We start from the raw sequence: 16,678 nt of genomic DNA, 5'->3' as shown, positions 1-16,678 counted from the left end.
CGAGGCGGAACGCCGGGGTGGGTCGCTCACATCGAGCGGACTCGCTCAGCGCACGAGGCGATCAGCGGTTGTGCGGACGGTGCCTCCGTCCCGCCCCGAGCACCGTCATGACCCCGAGGAACACGAGAAGCGCGCTCAGCGCACCGAGACCGAGTCCGTCGTATCCCGTCGACGCGAGCACCGGTCCCAGCGCGAGTGCCGCGCCCGCGGCGGCGAGCGAGGCGCCGCTCCCCACGCCGGGAGCGGCGTCCGTGGCGGGGAGGGACTGCACGCTCACCATCGCGCTCGAGTCCCCGTTGGGGACACCCGACGAGCCCATCGAAGTGCCGGTCGCACCGCCGGGAACCGTCGGCGTCCCGGGCGCACCCGGGGTCGCGACGGGTCCCGAGCTGACGGAGTCGCCCACGGCGCTGACGGCATTGCCGCCGAGAGTCACCGGAGCGCCCACCGCGAGGGGAACGCCGACACCGGTCGCCGCGCCGCCCGACGGGAGGGACAGCAACGGCAGCCCCGGGAGGATCGACCCGCCGACGGACCCACCCGAAGCACCCGTGGCAGCGGAGCCGCCGGCCCCGCTGTTCGCCACGGTCGCCCCGGAACTCGACGAGTCGCCCAGCACCGAGGCCGCGTTGCCACCGGCCGTAACCGGAACCGCCGCGCTCACCGGCGCCTGAACGCCCGACAGCGCGCTCAGCCCGCTCCCGGAGCCCGGCTGCCCGGCCGACGTAGCCGTCGCACCTCCCGAGCCCCCAGCAGGCGCCGAAACCGTCGCCCCGGAGCTCGACGAGTCGCCGACCACCGAGATCGCGTTGCCACCCGCGGTAACCGGAGCGGAAGCCGCAACCGGCGCTTGAACGCCCGAGGCGATCGAGGGGGTGCCCGAGGCGACTGCGGGCTGGGACGCCGACGCGCCTCCCGCTGTCGCCGTCTGGTCCGACCCTCCGGACGCGGACGAGCCGCCTGTCCCGCCCGCACCCGAGCTGGGCGCCGCCGTCGAGCCGCTCGACGAGGAATCGCCGACGACGCTCACAGCGTTGCCCGATGCCGTGACCGGCGCGGACACGGCGGCGGCCGCCTGGTCGCCGGTGAGGACGCCGCCGAGCGACGACGGCGAGACCGCCACCGCCGGTGCGGGAGCGGACGCCGTCGTCGACGAGCCGGAGCTCGTCGAGTCGCCGACGAGGGAGATGCCGTTGCCGGTGACCGTCACCGGCGCCGTCGCGGAGACGACGGCCTGATCGCCGGAGGCGGTGCCGCCGCCCGGGGCCTCGGCGGCGTTGGCCGCCGCGGTTCCGGCGAGCCAGAGCCCGCCGACGCAGAGGGTGAACCACAGCCCCCTGGACACGTACTTGTTCATGATCAGCCTTTCCGAATCGAGTGGTTCCGCCGGGCGTCGGTCGACGCGGGGCGGGGGTCGCGTGCTGCGTCAGCGCAGCGCGGACCGACTCAATCGGGGCTGATGTCGTGGTCGGCGACGGGGGCCGCCGGGGCGTGCTCGTCCCGGCCGGAAGCCGGACGGAAGGGACCCGCTGCCGCGGGAAGAGCGAAGTGCTCGGCGACCGCGAGGGAGCTTGGCGCCGCTCCGGCGGACAGCCCGGAACCGGTGCCGGCAGGAATGCCCTCAGGGGCACCAGGAGGCGCGTCCCCGCCGGGCGATGGAGGCGCGGGCAGGCCGAGGCTCACCTCGCCCGAACCGCTCGACGCGGCCGATGCTCCGACCGCCTCCAGAGCGGACCGCTGGCCGACACTGCGAGCGGCAGCCGAAGGCGCGACATCGGCGACGGCCGGGGCGAGGGTCATGCCGACGCCGGCGACCGTGGCCACCTCCACGCCGGCACCTCCAGTGGACGCACCCGGTCCAGGCAGTCCGAGGAGCGGGGGCAGTCCGAGAAGCGGGGGCGTCGGCCCGGTCAGGGCACCGCCCGTCTGCTCGAGGGCACTGCTGAGAGTCGCTGCGAGACCATCGACGGCCCCGGCGACCGGCTCCGTGACTCCCCCGACCGGCGCGGCACCGACCAGATTCGACACCACCGGCAGGTCGCCGACGACTCGGTCGGCGCCTCCGGAGACCTGCGCCACGGCTTGGCTTACCGCGGACGTCGGAACGGTCTCATCGTCCGAGGCGAGCGCAGGAGCCGGCGTAGGAGCCGCCGCTGAAGCCGCCGAGGAGGTCGAAAGCGGGGGTGCCGGCTGCGCCGCAGGCTCGGCAGGTGCTGCGGGCGCTGCGACAGGAGCCGCCGCTTGGGCGACCGGCGCGGCCACAGCCTCCAAGTCGGGAACCACCGACGACACCGCACTCTGCACCAGTCCGCCCACGACACCGGAGGGAACGGGTGCACTGCCTCCCGGGGGCGCACCTGCCGCCTCGGCCGCCGTCGCCGAACCGGCGCCGAACACGAATCCGAGCACGGTGACACCCGCGCCGAGGACGAGCGACCCGATCAGGAGGCGCACAGGGCCGACCGGCAGGCGACGTTCGCCGGTTCCCTCCATCACGATCACCCCCTGACCGTCCGAGACGAGTGGGAGTGTACCCCCCTGTCTAGGTGGACCGGAAGGGTTTCCGAGAACATGCTCCGCACCGGACGCGTAGCGCCCGGCCGTCGCGCAGGCGTATAACGGTCGCATGGCCGACGCGATCACCACCTGGATCGACCTCTACCGGCGAGCGTGGGAGAGCAACGAGCCCGACGACATCCGGGCGCTCTTCACGGAGAGCGCGAGCTACCGCACCGAGCCGTTCGCCGAACCCTGGGACGGCCACATCGAGATCGTCGAAGGCTGGCTCGATGCGCAGGACGAACCCGGCGCGGCCACGTTCGAGTGGCGCCTGCTCGGCCAGGACGGCTTCGTGTACTTCGTCGAGGGCGTGACCGACTACCGGGACGGACCGACGTACAGCAATCTCTGGGTGATCCGGCTCGCGGGCGACGGCCGCGCGGAGGAGTTCACCGAGTGGTGGATGGAGCAGGACTCCGGCGAACTCTGAGCGGCGCCTCGCTCAGAGCCCACCGAGCCACAGACCGAACCCGGCCGCGGCGAGCGCGAGGATCAGCATCCCCGCGCTGTTGACGAGGGCAGCGCGGTATCGCCGCTGCTGAGCCAGTCGCACGCTCTCGTAGCTGGCGGTGCTGAACGTGGTGTAGCCGCCGAGGAACCCGGTGCCGAGCACGGCCCGCCATTCGGGCGGGAGCCCGTGCGCGAGGGCGAGCCCGGTCACGAGCCCGAGGAGGAACGAGCCCGTCACGTTGATGACGGTGGTGCCGAGCGGGAAGTTCAGCCGGATGCGCGCTCTCATCACCCCGTCGAGCACGAGGCGCGTCACAGCGCCGATCCCGCCCGCCGCTGCGACGCCCAGGACGAGGAGCGGGTTCACGACCGGCCCGCCGCGCGCCGGGCGATGGCGGTCGCCGACGCGATGCCCGCGGCCGTGGCCGCGGCTCCGACGGCGACCGTGAGCACCGAGTAGCCGATCCCGATCGCGATGTCGTGCCCCGCGATCAGCCCATCGGTGTCGACCGCGAGCGCGGAGTACGTGGTGAAGCCGCCGAGGATGCCGGTCCCGGCGAACAGCCGGACGTCGCGCCGGCGCCCCTCGTCGCGGCCGCGCAGGGCCAGGGCCTGGAGGAGCCACCCGAGCACGAATGCGCCGACGACGTTGATGACGAAGGTCGTGAACGGCACGCCCTGCGCCGGAGGCACGGCGAGAGTAAGGAGGTAGCGGATCGCGGTGCCGAGCGCTCCCCCGGCGAAGACGAGCAGGATCGAGCGCCAGTGGAGGTGCACCGGCACGGGGGGCCTGGCGGTCACGAGAGCGGCGGCTCTTCCCACGGGAGGCGCTGCCCACCGGCGACCGGGGCGAGCGGCACCACGATCACAGGCCGGTGCTGGCGGTGCGCCAGGTGGACGGCGACCGAGCCGTTGAAGAACTCTCGCAGGCTTCCGCGGAGTCCCGCCTCCCTCGTGCCGACCACGATGTACCGCGCGTCGATGTCGTCGGCGAGCCGGGCCAGCGACCAGGCGGGGTCGCCGGCGAGCTGCTGCAGCGAGTACGGGACGCCTCGCCCGTCGAGCACGCCGCGGATCTGCTCGGCGAGCCCCGGGTCGAACGTCTCGTCCTCGACCTCCGGGAGGTCGGGGTCGTAGGGCAGCGCGACCACCGTCCCGTCCACGTAGCTCGACACCAGGTAGCGGTTGGGGTCGACGGTCGCGCACACCAGGGGCACGTCCAGATCGTCGGCCAGGCGGGCCGCCTGCTCCAGCACGACGACGGGCTGCCCCGGCACGACCGCGACCAGGATGCCCCCACGGCCTGCGCTCTCGTTGCCGGTCATGCCCCTAGTGTGCACCATGGCCGCGGGGTACGGTCGCCCTACGACCCGAAGGAGAACCACGTGAGCGTCGACAAGCCCGCGCTTCCCCGCGAGCGCCGGAAGACCACCAGGGGGCTGCGGCCGCTGCCCGAGCTCACTCGCGACCTCGTCGCGCAGCTCAGGAGACTCGTCGCCTCGGAGCTGGCGCTGTTCAAGGCCGAGATGACCGCGAAGGCGAAGGCCGCCGGGATGGGCGCGGGCCTCCTCATCGGAGCCCTGCTGTTCCTCTTCTTCGCCTTCGGCGTGCTGGTCACGGCCGCGGTGCTCGGGTTCGCCCTCATCGTCCCCGCGTGGCTGGCCGCGCTGATCGTCGCGGGCATCCTCATCGTCATCGCCGTCGTCGCGGCGCTCATCGGTCGCTCCTCCCTGAAGAAGGGGCTCCCTCCGGTGCCCGAGGACCTCGGGTCGGAGCTCGCCGCGGACGCCCGCGCACTGAAGGGACAGCAGCAGTGAGCGCCTACGCCACCGTCACCAGCGAGCCGAAGCCCGGGGCGGGACGGCCCCCGTTGCCGAAGGACGCAGGGATGAACACCATCAAGCTCGATCTCGAGGTGACGCGCGAGGAGCTCGCCACCACCCTCGACGACCTGTTCGCGTGGTTCAACATCCGCCTCCAGGTCCGGACGCATCCGGTCTTCTTCGCGGGGGCGGCCCTCGCGGTCGCCGGCGCCGCAGCCGGGATCGTGGCTCTCGTGACCAGGAAGCGGCGCGCGTGACCACGGAGGGCATCGGCGTCGCTCCGGACGGCGTGGGCTCGCCGCGCGCTCGCGCCGTGGGCCGGATCGAGGAGATGCGGAGCGTCCCGTGGTTCCGGCTGCCGTGGGGCTTCGTGTTCAAGCAGACGCTCCGGGGCTTCTCGAAGGTCGCGGCAACCGACCTGGCGGCCGGCCTCACCTACTTCGCGGTGCTGTCGCTGTTCCCGGCGATGATCGCTCTCGTGAGCCTCCTCGGCCTCGTCGGCCAGAGCTCCGCCGGCATCAACGCGCTCTTCAGCCTGGTGGACCAGGTCGCCCCGGGAATGACGAAGGTCGTCCGCGGGCCGATCGAGAGCCTCGCCTCCTCGCCCGCCACCGGGTGGGCGCTCGTCATCGGACTGGTCGGCGCCATCTGGTCGGCGTCCGGGTACGTCGGCGGGTTCGGCCGGGCGCTGAACCGCATCTACGGCGTCCAGGAGGGGCGGCCCTTCATGCGGCTCCGCCCGGTCCAGCTCGGCGTGACGGTGGCCTCGCTCGTGCTGCTCTCGGTGGTCGCGATCCTCCTCGTGGTGTCCGGACCGTTCGCCCACGCCCTCGGGAGCCTGATCGGTCTCGGGGACGCCGCGGTCGCCGCCTGGAACATCCTGCGCTGGCCGATCGTCGTCGTCGCGCTCGTCATCCTCGTCGCGCTGCTCTACGCCGCGACGCCGAACGTGTCGTACCCGCGGTTCCGCTGGCTCACCTTCGGCTCGGTGCTGGCGATCGTCGTCCTCGGGATCGCGTCAGCCCTGTTCGCGTTCTACGTCGCGAACTTCGGCAGCTACGACAAGACCTACGGCACCCTCGCGGGCATCATCGTCTTCCTGCTGTGGATCTACATCGCCAACGTGTCGCTGCTGTTCGGCGCGGTGCTCGACGCCGAACTGGAGCGTGCGCGCGAACTGGCCTCGGGGCTCGATGCGACCTCGGAGATCCACCTGCCGCTCAAGTCGGACCAGGCGATCGTGAAGGCCCGGGATGCGGAGGCGGGGGCCATCCTCGCGGCGCGCGCCGTGCGCAGGAAGTACCGCGACCCGGCCCTCAGCCGCAGCGGAGAGGCTCAGCCGTAGCGGAGCGTGGGGCCGGCCGACTTGAGGAAGTCGATGTGCAGGTGGTTGCACGTGTCGTCGAAGGGCGCGAAGTTCTTCACCCCGATGGAGGAGCGGCACTCCGACTGACCGAGGCCCGTGCCCGACGGCACCAGCGGGTCGAGGATGCGGATGAGCTGCATGGACTGCGCGTCGCCGCCGGTCAGCGGGTGGCCGTCGAGCAGGAAGAAGTCGACCGCGTGGCCGCCGCCGTCGGCGTAGTGGGCCGAGCTCGTTCCCGCGCCCTCGATCTGGCCGGTGCAGCGGCGGTTGATGTCGCTGACGCCCACCTGACCGAAGTTGTCGAGGGCGACGGAGATCGCCTGGAGCACGCGGTAGTCGACGCCGCAGTTCGGCACGGCCTTGCCCTCGGCGAGGTCGGCGATCTCGGGGAGGTGGTCCGGCACCGACCCGACGAGGCGGCCGGACGCGACCGCGCCCATGATCTGGACGGCGAGAGCCTGGACGGTGGGTGAGACGGTCGAGTTCGTGGTCGAGTCGAGCGCCTGCGGGCTCTCCTGGATGTCCATGCCGTCGCGCGAGACGACCTGCGCGGTCGCGTCGCCGCCGGTCAGCGTCTGGACGGCGAGGGCGGTGCGGGCGGCTCCGACGGTCGAACCCTCGCCGGTCGTCGCATAGGCGGGGAGGGAGGCGGTGCCGAAGAACGCGGCGAGGGCCACCATGACGACGCCTTGAAAGCCCCAGCGGCGGCCCCTGCCCGAGTGCGCGCGGCGGACGACGCCCTGCGACGCCGAAGCGGCCCGGGGCTCGCGGCCGGCTGCCCGGGAGGCGGCCTCCACCGTGACGGCGCTTTCAGCCCGCGCCTGGCGGCGGCGCTCGGCGCGCGGCGCGCGGGTCGGCTTGACGACGATTCGCTGGCGCTTGCGCGGTCGGGAGCGCTCGGCCTGGAGCGCCTGGCGGCGGCTCGGGAAAGCCTCGGTCGCGACCAGTTCGGCTGCCGTGGTGAACGCCGTGGCCGGGTCGTCGCTCAGGACGGACTGCTGCTCGACATCGACCACGACGGGTCCCCGGAGACTGCGGCGGGGCCGCGTGGGAGCGTCGGAGAAGGGCAAGCTGGTCTTCCTGAGGACGGGTCGGGGGCGGTGCGCCGGGAGACTGGCGCTAACTCGTTCTCACCCTGTTCTATCGCATTTCGCCTCCCGGTTCCATCACTGCCGAGGGCTGGAACCCTGCGGGCGGGGTGCAGGCCGCGCGTTCGGGTCACGCAGAAGCACCCCGCCGCCGCACGGGATCGGGCGCGGGATTCCGACGGACACACGGTATCCCCGAGGTTCGCGGAACGAACATGCCGGGTTCGGTGATTACGACGGAGGGGGCGCCTGGGTTCGGAGGGGATTCTCAGGGAATCGCGACGGCGAGCTCGACCCTCCCGGCCGCTTCGCGAAGCGCGACGGACCCGCGCTCGGAGAGCTGGCGGAGCCCGATGCCCGGTCGCGCACCGCCCAGCCGGCCGCCCGAGGCGACCACCACCTCCACACCGTCCCGACCGGCCGCCCTCAGCTCGAGGGCGACGGGTGAGCCGTCGCCGTGACGGACAGCGTTGGCGAGGCCCTCGGAGACGGTGTCGACGACGGCCTCGCACCGGGACGGCACGAGAAGCCGCTCCCAAACCCCGTCGCCGATCCGCACCCGGAGCGGGATGGCCGAGCTCCAGCTGTCGAGCAGCGTGCGGATCCGCGCCTCGGGCTCGGCGGACTCGGGACGGCGGAGGAGCTCGGCGCGGATCCGCTCGACGACGGCCCGGAGCTCGGCCGAAGCGTCGCCTCCGCCGGCGGCGCCGAGCGCGAGCGCGGACGCGATGAGCTCGGACTGCACGCCGGAGTGCAGCAGCCTCGCCAGGCTCGCCCGCTCGTGCTCGAAGTCGGCGCGCGCCCGTGCCGCCGCGTCGACACTCGCCTGGACCGCCGCCTCCAGGTCGCCCTGGTCGCGGCGGGTGCGTCGCGAGAGCGAGACGACGAAGACCACGCTGAGGGCGACCAGCGGGTACATAGCGGCCTCGAACCACACCAGGTCCGGCACCCGGCCGAGGGCGGTCAGCACCAGTTGGCCGGTCGTCGCGAGCGCCAGACCGACCGCGGCGTATCCGAGGGACAGCGTGAAGAGCCATCGCGCCGGTCCGTCCACCGGACCGATCCTCGCCACCAGGGCGTTCCCCGCGACGGTCACCGCGATCCCGGCAGCGAGCGCCGGGACGCTCACGACCACCCCGTACGCGAGGACGGCGTAGGGAAGGGTCAGCGCCGCGAAAAGCAGCGCGAGCGGAAGCGGGGACGCGGCACGGGTCGCTCCGACGACCGCTGCGATCCAGTCGCGGGCGCGGACCTCGAGCGCGCGAGGCGGACGCGGTTCGAGGGCCTGCTCCTGGTCGTAGACGCGGTGGCTCGCCGGACGGACCACGCGCTCGGCCAGACCGCGGAGGACGCGCGCGGCCGCGTCAGGATCGAGCGGGCGCCCTTCGGGCTCGGCGACGCGCTCGATCTCCGCGAGCACGTCGTCGACGGCCGTCCGGCGGAGCAGACGGAGACGTTCCGCGGCGCACTCGGCGTCGCGCTCGGCCGCGGCCCGGGCCGACCGAAGACGGCCGAACACGGCCCGGTGCTCGCGGACGAGGTCGACACCGGCGGCGATCAATGCGCACGCCGCAGTCACCGTGACCACGTTGATGACGATCCGGCCCGGCAGATCGCCGGCCTCCACGGGGATCTCGAGGATCGCCCCCGCCCAGAGGAAGGCGAACGGCCGGAGCGCGCCGGCGGTCGCCAGCGCGGCGAGGGCGACGGCGGGGCGGGCACGCGGCGGCGTCACGCGGAGGAGCCACCAGCCGGCGGCCAGCAGGACGCCGAACACGGCGTGCTCGAACGCGGCGACGGCGAGCACCTCCGCGGCTCCCCCGTGCACGTACTGCACGCCCGACATCACGGTGAGCGCGAAGGGCAGCGTGATCAGCCACGTCCACCACGTGATGGCGGCGCGGCCGGTCATGCGCGCCAGCAGTCTGCGCGCCTCGGCGAGCGCCGTCACCTCACAGCCCCGTGCCCGGGTCGCCGTACGTGGCGGTGTAGAGCGTCGCGGCAGCCACCCGCGGGGTGGTCGTGCCCGATCCGGCGACCCCGAGCGCGGTGAAGACGCGCTCGACGCTCTTCTCGACCGCCCGGACGGAGACGCCGCGCCGGCGGGCGATCTCGGCGTTGGTGAGACCGGCAGCCAGGAGCCGCGTCGTCTCCAGCTGGGAGGCGCTCAGCCGCAGCAAGGCGGCGCCGCGCTCGTCCCGGGCGACCGCGTGGACGACCGGGCGGTCGGCGAGCACGGCCTCGGCGGCGTCGACGAGCTCCTCCACCGACGCGATGCCGCCCTTGTTGACGAAGGAGGCGCCGGCCACCGTCGCGGCGGCCTGCGCCGCAGCGGCCTCGCGCGACAGGTTCGTGAGGAAGAGGACCGCCAGGTGCGGCGCGCGGGCACGGAGGATGGTCGCCAGCTCGACGCCGTTCGGCCGGGCGCCCAGGTCGATGTCGGTCACGAGGAGGTCGGGGTCGGCCGTCCCGGCGAGGGCGGTCGCGTCGACGCTCGAGGAGGCGGTCCAGACCTCGAACCCGCGCGCGCCGAAGGCGTCGGCCACGAGCGAGCGCATGAGGGCGTGGTCCTCCACGACGAGCACGCGCCGCCTCCAGCGTCCGTCCGCCACGACCACTCCGATCCCTCAGAAGCACAGGATAGTGGGGGCGGCAGGGCCCTCCGGCGCGGCCGCCGACCCCAGTTCGAGGCCATCCGGTCCGTAGACTGGCTCCGAAGAGAGGTCGGAACCGGAGGCCACCATGGGAACGAGGCGGGCGCGCGTCACGCGCGGCATGCTCGCCTCCGGCGCGGCCATCTTCGTCGCCGCCCTGTTCCACGTCGCAGGCGGCGGCAGCGCGCCGGGCCTCGTTCCGGTCGTGCTGAGCCTCGCCTTCGCGACCCTCGCCTCCATCGCGCTCACCTCCCGGCGGCTGTCGCTGTGGAGGCTCACGGTCGCGGTCGCGATCAGCCAGTTCCTGTTCCACGCCCTGTTCAGCCTGGGCAGCCCCTCCGCCGTCCGGTTCAGCGCGCCCGCCCACGGCATGCCCGGGATGGCCGGCGGCCCGCTGACCGTCGTGGCTCACTCCGGCTCCATGACGGGGCACAGCGAACTGAGCCCCTCCATGTGGCTGGCCCACGCCGGTGCCGTCCTCATCACGGTCGTCGCGCTGCGCTTCGGCGAGCGGGCGTTCTGGGGCCTGTTCGAGACCGCGCGCGTCCGCGTGGCCCGCTTCGCCGAGCGGCTGCACGCAGCTCCCGTCGCCCTCCGGCCCGTGATCGCGCCGGTCGCCGCAGCCGAGGCCGGCCTCCTGCACGATCTCGGCCTCCCCCTGGCGCGGCTGCGTCACCGCGGTCCGCCGGCGGCCCTCGGCGCGCTCTGACGGTCCGAGCCTCCTCCGGAGACGGTCCGCTGCGCGCGCACGCGTTCACGCCGTCGAGACCGACAAGGACCCCATGAAGAAGACAACCCTCGCCGCCTCCGTCGCGGCGACCGCGGCGGCACTGGTCGTGCTGGCCGCCCCCCTCGCTGCGAGCGCCCACGTGGAGGTGGCGCCCGACCAGGCGCAGCCCGGCAGCTACGTCGACCTGACGTTCGACGTCCCCACCGAGTCGGCCACGGCCGGCACGGTGAAGCTCGTGGTCGACCTCCCGACCGACAAGCCGTTCACGTCGGTGAGCTACCTCCCGATCCCGGGATGGACGACGACCGTCGACACCGAGCCGCTCCCCACACCCGTGAAGACCGACGACGGAACCATCACGAAGGCCCCGATCCGGGTCACGTGGACGGCGCAGAGCGGTGTCCAGGTGGCGCCCGGGCAGTTCCAGAAGTTCACCGTCTCGGCGGGTGCCGTGCCCGAGACGGGCAGGATCGCCCTCCCGACGCACCAGTACTACTCCGACGGCACCGTGGTGGACTGGACCGACCCGACCCCGGCGAGCGGCGCCGAGCCGGAGCACCCCGCCCCGACGCTCTTCGTGCAGGACGCGAAGCCCGCCGAGAAGGGCGATCCGCTCGTGGCCACCGCCACGCCGGCTCCTCTCCCCGCCTCGACGACGGCCGGCGGGATGTCGACAGCCGTGTCGATCGGGCTGGGGATCGCCGGCCTCGCGCTCGGGGCGATCGCCCTGGTCGTCGCGGTCCTCGCACTGACCAGACGCGGACGGGTCGGCACGGCCGAGGGAGGAGACCGATGAGGCTCCGCGCCGCACTCACCGCCGCCGCGGCCGCCCTCGGGGCGCTGACGCTCGCGCTGGTCCCGCTGAGCGCTGCCTCGGCCCACGATTACCTGGTCGGCAGCACGCCCGCCGCCGGCTCGACCGTCACGCAGCCGCTCGATCGCGTCGCGCTCAGTTTCAACGACCGGGTGCTCGACCTCTCGGGGAACGGCTCGGGAACGCTCGTCACCGTCACGGGTCCGGGCCAGAGTGCGAAGCACTTCGAGACCGGGTGCGCGACGGTCGCCGACACCGACGTCACCGCGCCGGTGGCGCTCGGAGGCGCGGGCGACTACACGATCACCTACCAGGTCGTCTCGGCCGATGGCCACACCGTCTCCAGCACCATCCCCTTCCACTACGAGCCGCCGGCGGGCACGCCTGCCGCGTCCGGGAGCGACGCCGCGCCGTGCGGGGCGCGCAGCCCGGCAACGGGCGCGTCGCCCGGTGGGGCCGCGACCCCCGCGCCCTCCGCCGCGACGACGTCCGGCGCGGGAGAATCCGCCTCCACTGCGCAGCCCATCCGGGCGCCGGCGTCGAACGACCTCGGAATCGTCATCGGGATCGCCGTCGCGATCGTGCTGCTCGCCCTGGTGGGGGTGGTCATCGTCATCGTGACGGCTCGCCGCAAGCCCGCAGCATCGGCCGCGGGGCCGGTACGCGATCGCCCCGACGAGGAAAAGGGGCTAGGCGGGCCGGGAGGCACGGCGTAGCTTCAGCGCATGGCCTCACAGTCGAGCACCCAGACGAGCAGCACCCCGGACTCCGTGCCGGAGTGGCAGATGGACCCCGACATCGTCCCGGCGCCCCAGCCGGCGCCGGATTCGGTGGACGACAGCGACGAGGAGGACGGCCGGCTCTGACCGGCCGTCCTCCGGCTCTCCCGCTGCTCGGCCGGGCGGCCCGGCCGTCTGCGGCGAGACTCAGGCGACCACCGGGCTCTGCACACGCGGGGTTGAGCGGTCATCCAGCCTGATGGGGCAGGGTGGCGCCGTGGAGATCGTGGTGGACGTCGTGCTGCTCGTGCTCGCCGTCCTCGCGATCGCGGCCGGCTGGAGCAACGGCGCGATCAAGGCGGCGGGGTCGCTCGTCGGCCTGGGCCTCGGCCTGTGGCTCGGCCTCACGCTCGCCCCGATCGTCGTGGGCTGGCTCGCCGCGTCCGGGTGGAGCGGTGTGACCCAGCGCTCGGTCGTGGCCGCCGTCGTCATCCTCGTGTGCTCGGCCGTGGTCTACGCCCTCGCCGGGGCGGCCGCGTCGCTGGTCGGCAAGGTCCTCCGCCACGGGCCGATCCGCTGGCTCGACTCCCTCATCGGCGCCGTCCTCGGGCTGCTCACCTGGGCGATCGCCGTCTGGCTGATCGCCGGCTTCGCCATGGCGACGAGTCTTGCCACCGTCGTCCAGGCGGCGAGCTCGTCGCGGGTCGTCGCCACGATCGACAGCATGGCGCCGGTTCCCGCGGCGACCGTGCTGGGGGCCGTGGACGACGCGCTCGCCGGCGCGGGACTGCCCAAGGTGTTCGAGGGCGGCGAGTCGATCAAGGGCATCCCGGCTCCGGACTCGTCGGTGCCGGCGGCCGTCTCGAACTCGCAGGACTCGGTGGTCACCATCCTCGCGTCGAAGCCCGCGTGCGGAGTCGACTCGGAGGGCAGCGGCTGGGTGGTCCAGCGCGGCCGCGTCGTGACCAACGCGCACGTCGTCGCGGGCGCCTCCTCGATCGTCGTGCGCCAGGCCGACGACGGGCAGCTCGACCGGGCGACCCTCGTCGCCTTCGACCCGGAGCGCGACCTCGCGGTGCTCGACGTCACCGACCTGACGGCCGCTCCGCTCGACATCGGCCCGGACGTGACCGCCGGAACGGCCACGTACGCGGCCGGCTACCCGGGCAATGGACCGTTCACGATCAGCCCGCAGCGCGTCCGCGACCGCCTGCTCGCCCGCGGCACCGACATCTACCAGAGCGGCACCGTCGAGCGCGACATCTACTCGCTCCGCGGATCGGTACGGCCCGGCAATTCCGGCGGCCCGCTGCTCGACAGCGCCGGAGAGGTCGTGGGGGTCGTCTTCGCCCGGTCGACGATCGACCCGGACACGGGGTACGCGCTCACCCTCTCCGAGCTCCGGCCCGTCCTGTCGGCGGTGAGCTCGGCGCCGATCAGCTCCGGGGCCTGCTCGGCCGGCTGAGCCTCGCGCTGGCACGGCCCGGGTGGAGGTGGTTTGCTGAGACCCATGAAGGCTGTCACCTACACGCGCACCGGCGACTCCGACGTCCTCGTCCTCGGCGACCGGGAGGAGCCCCGCCCCGGAGCCGGCGAGGTCCGCGTCCGCATCCACGTGTCCGGCGTCAACCCGACCGACTGGAAGTCGCGACGCGGAAGCGGCGATGCGGAGCTCCCGCGGCCGCAGGTGCCGAACCAGGACGGCGCGGGCGTCGTCGACGAGGTCGGCGGCGGCGTCACGGCCTTCCGTCCCGGCGACCGCGTGTGGGTGTGGGACGCCGCGTACCAGCGACGCGACGGCACCGCGCAGGAGCTGGTCGTCCTGCCGGAGCGCCTCGTGGTCGCGCTGCCCGACGACGTGGGCTTCGACGCCGGCGCCTCGCTCGGCATCCCCGCGCTGACCGCGCACCGCGCGCTCACGGCGTACGAGTTCGCGCCGGAGCAGCTGGCGCCCGGCACCCTCGAGGGCCGGACGGTGCTCGTCGCGGGAGGCGCGGGAGCGGTCGGTCACGCCGCGATCCAGCTCGCGGTCTGGGCGGGCGCAACCGTGATCGCCACGGTCAGCAGCCCCGAGAAGGGCGAGCTGGCCCGCGCAGCGGGAGCGCACCACGTCGTCGATTACACGGAGTCCGACACTGCGCGCGCCATCGGAGCGCTGGCTCCTCGCGGCGTGGACATCGTCGTCGAGGTGAACGTCATCGCCAACGCGGAGCTCGACGTCAAGGTCGTCGGCACCAACGCGACCGTCGCCAGCTACGCCGACTCCCCCGGCAAGACCGAGGTGAGCATCCCGGTGCGGCCGAGCATGGCCAAGAACATCCGCTGGCAGTTCCTGCTGACCTACACGGTCGACGAGAGAGCCAAGGCGGCGGCCGTCCGCGCGGTGTCGCACGCTCTCGCCGACGGGGCGCTGCCCGTGGGGCGCGAGCACGGCCTCCCGATCACGCGCTACCCGCTTGCGGAGACCGCGGCAGCCCACGATGCCGTCGAGGGCGGCATCGTGGGCAAGGTGCTCATCGACGTGGCGTGACGCTCCCCGCCCAGGACGCCGCGGTCGTCCGGCGCGTCCGGGCGAGGAGTCGCGCCTGCACGGTCAGCGCGACCGCCGATGCTACGGCGATGGCCACCGTGTATCCGAGGGCCGTCGGCAGGAGCCCCACCACCGCGATCAGCTCACCCGCGACGAGGGCCGGGACGCCGTAGGCCAGGTAGCTCACGAGGAAGATCCCGGCGAACAGCTCCGCGCGCTGATCGTTGGGCGCGAGCGGCGCGAGGATCCGCAGCATGGCCGAGAAGCCCGCACCGAAGCCGGCACCGGCCACGACCGCGCCGATGAAGAGCAGCGGGAGGAGCGCACCGGCGATCCCGGCGCCCGCGATGGCGACCCCGCTGATCACGGCCACCATGCCCCAGACCGTCGTGGTCCGGGCGGGGGCGCGGGTGAGCAGCAGACCCGCGACCGCCCCGACCGCCGGCGGGGCCGCGACGATCGCCCCGTTGAGGAGGCCGCTGTCGAGGCGGAAGACGCCGTGGAGGATGGACGGCGACAGACCGATGAAGAGCCCCGCGAGCATCCAGGTCGCGATGAACAGCGGAACAGCCGAGCCGAACTCGCGGCGCGCCTCCACCGGGATCCGCAGTCGTGGGACGAGCGACCGGACCGCGCCGGCCCGCCGGGCGACCGTCTCCGGGGAGGCGAGGACGACGAGCAGCCCGGCAGCGAACAGCAGCGCCAGGGTGGCGAACACGATCAGCGTGGGCTGGGCTGTGAACTGCACGGACAGCCCGGCGAAGAGCGCGCCCAGGGCGAGGCCGCCGACCGGAGCCGTGCTTCCGATGGTCGCGCCGAGCTTCTTCCGGCGCTCCGGCGCGAGCTCGACGAGCGACGCGGTGAAGGTGCTCATCGCCGCGCCCGTGGCCACGCCCTGCACCGAGCGGGCGGCGATGATCCAGCCGATGTCCGTCGCCGCCAGGAACATCAGCATGGCGACCACCTGGAGAGCGAGTGCTCCGGCGAGCACGGGGCGCCGGCCGATGTGGTCGGAGAGCGACCCGGCGATCAGGAGCGTCACGAGCAGCGTCACCGCGTAGATGGCGAACGCCACGGTGAGCAGCCACGACGGGAAGCCCCACTCCTGCTGATACAGGACGAAGAGCGGGCTCGGCGCGCCGACGGCGAGCGCGACCGCGACGAAGGCGAGGGCTGTCCCCGCGAACGCTGCGGCGGGGCGCAGCCGCAGTCGGCTGAGCTTGTGGGGCCGTGAGACGACACCGCGGGATAAGGTGCGCTGCACGGGAGCGATCGCGACGGTGGGGCAGGTGGGCTCGGCACTGGTCATTCTGGCTCCTTAAAGCAAATATTGTTGCTTTAGAGGCACTATAGAGCGTTCGACTCGCTTAACGCAACAACTTTTGCTTTAAGCTGTTCCCATGGAATCGACGAGCACGAGCCGGCGCACCGGAGGCCGCAGCGCGGCGGTCATCCACCGCGTCCGGACAGCGGTCGAGGAGCTCGTCGAGGAGAAGGGCCAGGACCGCGTCACGGTGCCGATGATCGCCGAGCGGGCCGGAGTGAACCCGACGAGCATCTACCGGCGCTGGGGCGACCTCCCCACACTGATCAACGACATCGCGACCTACCGGCTCGACCCCGATCGCCCGCTCCCCGAGAGCGGCACGCTCCAAGCGGATCTCACCGGCTGGGCGCGAGAGCTCGTCACCCACTACCGCAACCCCGTGAACGCGGCGCTGCTCCGCGGCGGCGCCTCGGCGGCCGGCGAGCGCCAGTCCGACTGCCTCCGCGACCGGCGTGCGGAGGCGATGGTGTTCGTCGCCCGGCACGCGGAGGCCGGCCTCGACGCCGACGACATCATCGACGGCGTCATCGCCCCGATCGTCTACCGGGTGATCTTCCTGCCCTGGACGCTCGACGACACCCTGGCCGAGACCGTCGTCGCCCGGCTGTTCGACTGACG

Annotated in this window: 20 protein-coding genes; 11 read left to right on the top strand and 9 right to left on the bottom strand. The window is 73.4% G+C overall.

What is annotated here, in order from left to right; translation table 11 throughout:
- Positions 1–61 precede the first annotated feature (61 nt).
- Entirely contained in the window at positions 62–1,357 is a 1,296-nt protein-coding gene (locus FPT20_RS17050) for a hypothetical protein (RefSeq protein ID WP_233265597.1), read from the bottom strand.
- A gap of 89 nt (positions 1,358–1,446) precedes the next feature.
- The gene (locus FPT20_RS17045; protein ID WP_158867490.1) at positions 1,447–2,496 is read right to left on the bottom strand and encodes a hypothetical protein; all 1,050 of its coding nucleotides are present in this window, start codon (positions 2,494–2,496) and stop codon (positions 1,447–1,449) included.
- Between the two features lie 130 nt (positions 2,497–2,626).
- Between FPT20_RS17045 and FPT20_RS17040 the strand changes: the two genes are divergently transcribed.
- Positions 2,627–2,989: a hypothetical protein gene (locus tag FPT20_RS17040; RefSeq protein ID WP_158867488.1), complete on the top strand. Its 363-nt coding sequence runs from the start codon at positions 2,627–2,629 to the stop codon at positions 2,987–2,989.
- 12 nt (positions 2,990–3,001) lie between these two features.
- Here FPT20_RS17040 and crcB read toward each other — a convergent pair whose 3' ends face one another.
- The 3 genes from crcB to FPT20_RS17025 are packed head-to-tail and all read right to left on the bottom strand — an operon-like array spanning position 3,002 to position 4,334.
- On the bottom strand, positions 3,002–3,376 hold the full coding sequence (gene crcB, locus FPT20_RS17035) for a fluoride efflux transporter CrcB (protein ID WP_158867486.1): 375 nt from the start codon (positions 3,374–3,376) through the stop codon (positions 3,002–3,004).
- Positions 3,373–3,810, bottom strand: a complete 438-nt coding sequence (locus tag FPT20_RS17030) for a fluoride efflux transporter FluC (RefSeq protein ID WP_158867484.1) — start codon at positions 3,808–3,810, stop codon at positions 3,373–3,375. Before FPT20_RS17030 ends, crcB begins: the two co-directional genes overlap by 4 nt.
- A complete protein-coding gene (locus tag FPT20_RS17025) occupies positions 3,807–4,334 on the bottom strand; it encodes a universal stress protein (protein ID WP_158867482.1) in 528 nt (175 codons plus the stop codon). Before FPT20_RS17025 ends, FPT20_RS17030 begins: the two co-directional genes overlap by 4 nt.
- 60 nt (positions 4,335–4,394) lie before the next feature.
- Between FPT20_RS17025 and FPT20_RS17020 the strand changes: the two genes are divergently transcribed.
- From FPT20_RS17020 to FPT20_RS17010, 3 genes are all read left to right on the top strand, one after another.
- On the top strand, positions 4,395–4,826 hold the full coding sequence (locus FPT20_RS17020; protein WP_158867480.1) for a phage holin family protein: 432 nt from the start codon (positions 4,395–4,397) through the stop codon (positions 4,824–4,826).
- Between the two features lie 71 nt (positions 4,827–4,897).
- Positions 4,898–5,089, top strand: coding sequence for a hypothetical protein (locus tag FPT20_RS17015; RefSeq protein ID WP_233265596.1), 192 nt, complete (start codon positions 4,898–4,900; stop codon positions 5,087–5,089).
- A complete protein-coding gene (locus FPT20_RS17010; protein ID WP_233265595.1) occupies positions 5,086–6,177 on the top strand; it encodes a YihY/virulence factor BrkB family protein in 1,092 nt (363 codons plus the stop codon). Before FPT20_RS17015 ends, FPT20_RS17010 begins: the two co-directional genes overlap by 4 nt.
- On the opposite strand, the gene FPT20_RS17005 is transcribed toward FPT20_RS17010, so the two are convergent.
- The 3 genes from FPT20_RS17005 to FPT20_RS16995 form a co-directional block, all read right to left on the bottom strand.
- On the bottom strand, positions 6,168–7,268 hold the full coding sequence (locus FPT20_RS17005) for a hypothetical protein (RefSeq protein ID WP_233265594.1): 1,101 nt from the start codon (positions 7,266–7,268) through the stop codon (positions 6,168–6,170). The two genes, FPT20_RS17010 and FPT20_RS17005, sit on opposite strands and share 10 nt — an antisense overlap.
- Positions 7,269–7,554: 286 nt before the next feature.
- A complete protein-coding gene (locus tag FPT20_RS17000; RefSeq protein ID WP_233265593.1) occupies positions 7,555–9,237 on the bottom strand; it encodes a hypothetical protein in 1,683 nt (560 codons plus the stop codon).
- A 1-nt stretch (position 9,238) separates the two neighbouring features.
- A complete protein-coding gene (locus tag FPT20_RS16995; RefSeq protein ID WP_233265592.1) occupies positions 9,239–9,898 on the bottom strand; it encodes a response regulator transcription factor in 660 nt (219 codons plus the stop codon).
- Positions 9,899–10,028: 130 nt separating this feature from the next.
- Between FPT20_RS16995 and FPT20_RS16990 the strand changes: the two genes are divergently transcribed.
- From FPT20_RS16990 to FPT20_RS16970, 6 genes are all read left to right on the top strand, one after another.
- The gene (locus FPT20_RS16990) at positions 10,029–10,649 is read left to right on the top strand and encodes a hypothetical protein (protein ID WP_158867476.1); all 621 of its coding nucleotides are present in this window, start codon (positions 10,029–10,031) and stop codon (positions 10,647–10,649) included.
- A 73-nt stretch (positions 10,650–10,722) separates the two neighbouring features.
- Positions 10,723–11,466 carry a YcnI family copper-binding membrane protein gene (locus FPT20_RS16985; protein WP_158867474.1) on the top strand — a complete coding sequence of 248 codons (744 nt, stop codon included), beginning with the start codon at positions 10,723–10,725 and terminating at the stop codon, positions 11,464–11,466.
- Positions 11,463–12,200: a copper resistance protein CopC gene (locus tag FPT20_RS16980; protein ID WP_158867472.1), complete on the top strand. Its 738-nt coding sequence runs from the start codon at positions 11,463–11,465 to the stop codon at positions 12,198–12,200. The genes FPT20_RS16985 and FPT20_RS16980 overlap by 4 nt, the downstream gene beginning before the upstream one ends.
- A 9-nt stretch (positions 12,201–12,209) precedes the next feature.
- Positions 12,210–12,350, top strand: a complete 141-nt coding sequence (locus tag FPT20_RS17910) for a hypothetical protein (RefSeq protein ID WP_199245888.1) — start codon at positions 12,210–12,212, stop codon at positions 12,348–12,350.
- A gap of 130 nt (positions 12,351–12,480) precedes the next feature.
- A complete protein-coding gene (locus FPT20_RS16975) occupies positions 12,481–13,668 on the top strand; it encodes a MarP family serine protease (RefSeq protein WP_158867469.1) in 1,188 nt (395 codons plus the stop codon).
- Positions 13,669–13,713: 45 nt separating this feature from the next.
- A complete protein-coding gene (locus FPT20_RS16970; RefSeq protein ID WP_158867467.1) occupies positions 13,714–14,733 on the top strand; it encodes an NADPH:quinone reductase in 1,020 nt (339 codons plus the stop codon).
- Here the strand turns inward: FPT20_RS16970 and FPT20_RS16965 are convergent.
- Complete coding sequence (locus tag FPT20_RS16965) at positions 14,717–16,042, bottom strand: MFS transporter (RefSeq protein WP_158867465.1); 1,326 nt, start codon at positions 16,040–16,042, stop codon at positions 14,717–14,719. The two genes, FPT20_RS16970 and FPT20_RS16965, sit on opposite strands and share 17 nt — an antisense overlap.
- Positions 16,043–16,133: 91 nt before the next feature.
- Here FPT20_RS16965 and FPT20_RS16960 point away from each other — a divergent pair, with 91 nt between their 5' ends.
- A complete protein-coding gene (locus tag FPT20_RS16960) occupies positions 16,134–16,676 on the top strand; it encodes a TetR/AcrR family transcriptional regulator (RefSeq protein WP_158867463.1) in 543 nt (180 codons plus the stop codon).
- The last annotated feature ends 2 nt before the right edge of the window (positions 16,677–16,678 follow it).

It is taken from the genome of Leifsonia sp. AG29 (assembly GCF_009765225.1).
Classification (GTDB): Bacteria; Actinomycetota; Actinomycetes; order Actinomycetales; family Microbacteriaceae; genus Leifsonia.
Note: the sequence above shows the minus strand (reverse complement) of the source record. Positions and strands in the feature narration are given on the sequence as shown.

Excerpts from the sequence above, each read along its gene's own strand:
- FPT20_RS16960 (WP_158867463.1), top strand. The coding sequence starts at position 16,134 with ATGGAATCGACGAGCACGAGCCGGCGCACCGGAGGCCGCAGCGCGGCG.
- FPT20_RS17050 (WP_233265597.1), bottom strand. The coding sequence starts at position 1,357 with ATGAACAAGTACGTGTCCAGGGGGCTGTGGTTCACCCTCTGCGTCGGC.
- FPT20_RS17025 (WP_158867482.1), bottom strand. The coding sequence starts at position 4,334 with ATGACCGGCAACGAGAGCGCAGGCCGTGGGGGCATCCTGGTCGCGGTC.
- FPT20_RS16970 (WP_158867467.1), top strand. The coding sequence starts at position 13,714 with ATGAAGGCTGTCACCTACACGCGCACCGGCGACTCCGACGTCCTCGTC.
- FPT20_RS16980 (WP_158867472.1), top strand. The coding sequence starts at position 11,463 with ATGAGGCTCCGCGCCGCACTCACCGCCGCCGCGGCCGCCCTCGGGGCG.
- FPT20_RS17040 (WP_158867488.1), top strand. The coding sequence starts at position 2,627 with ATGGCCGACGCGATCACCACCTGGATCGACCTCTACCGGCGAGCGTGG.
- FPT20_RS17015 (WP_233265596.1), top strand. The coding sequence starts at position 4,898 with ATGAACACCATCAAGCTCGATCTCGAGGTGACGCGCGAGGAGCTCGCC.
- FPT20_RS16985 (WP_158867474.1), top strand. The coding sequence starts at position 10,723 with ATGAAGAAGACAACCCTCGCCGCCTCCGTCGCGGCGACCGCGGCGGCA.
- FPT20_RS16965 (WP_158867465.1), bottom strand. The coding sequence starts at position 16,042 with ATGACCAGTGCCGAGCCCACCTGCCCCACCGTCGCGATCGCTCCCGTG.
- FPT20_RS16990 (WP_158867476.1), top strand. The coding sequence starts at position 10,029 with ATGGGAACGAGGCGGGCGCGCGTCACGCGCGGCATGCTCGCCTCCGGC.
- FPT20_RS17910 (WP_199245888.1), top strand. The coding sequence starts at position 12,210 with ATGGCCTCACAGTCGAGCACCCAGACGAGCAGCACCCCGGACTCCGTG.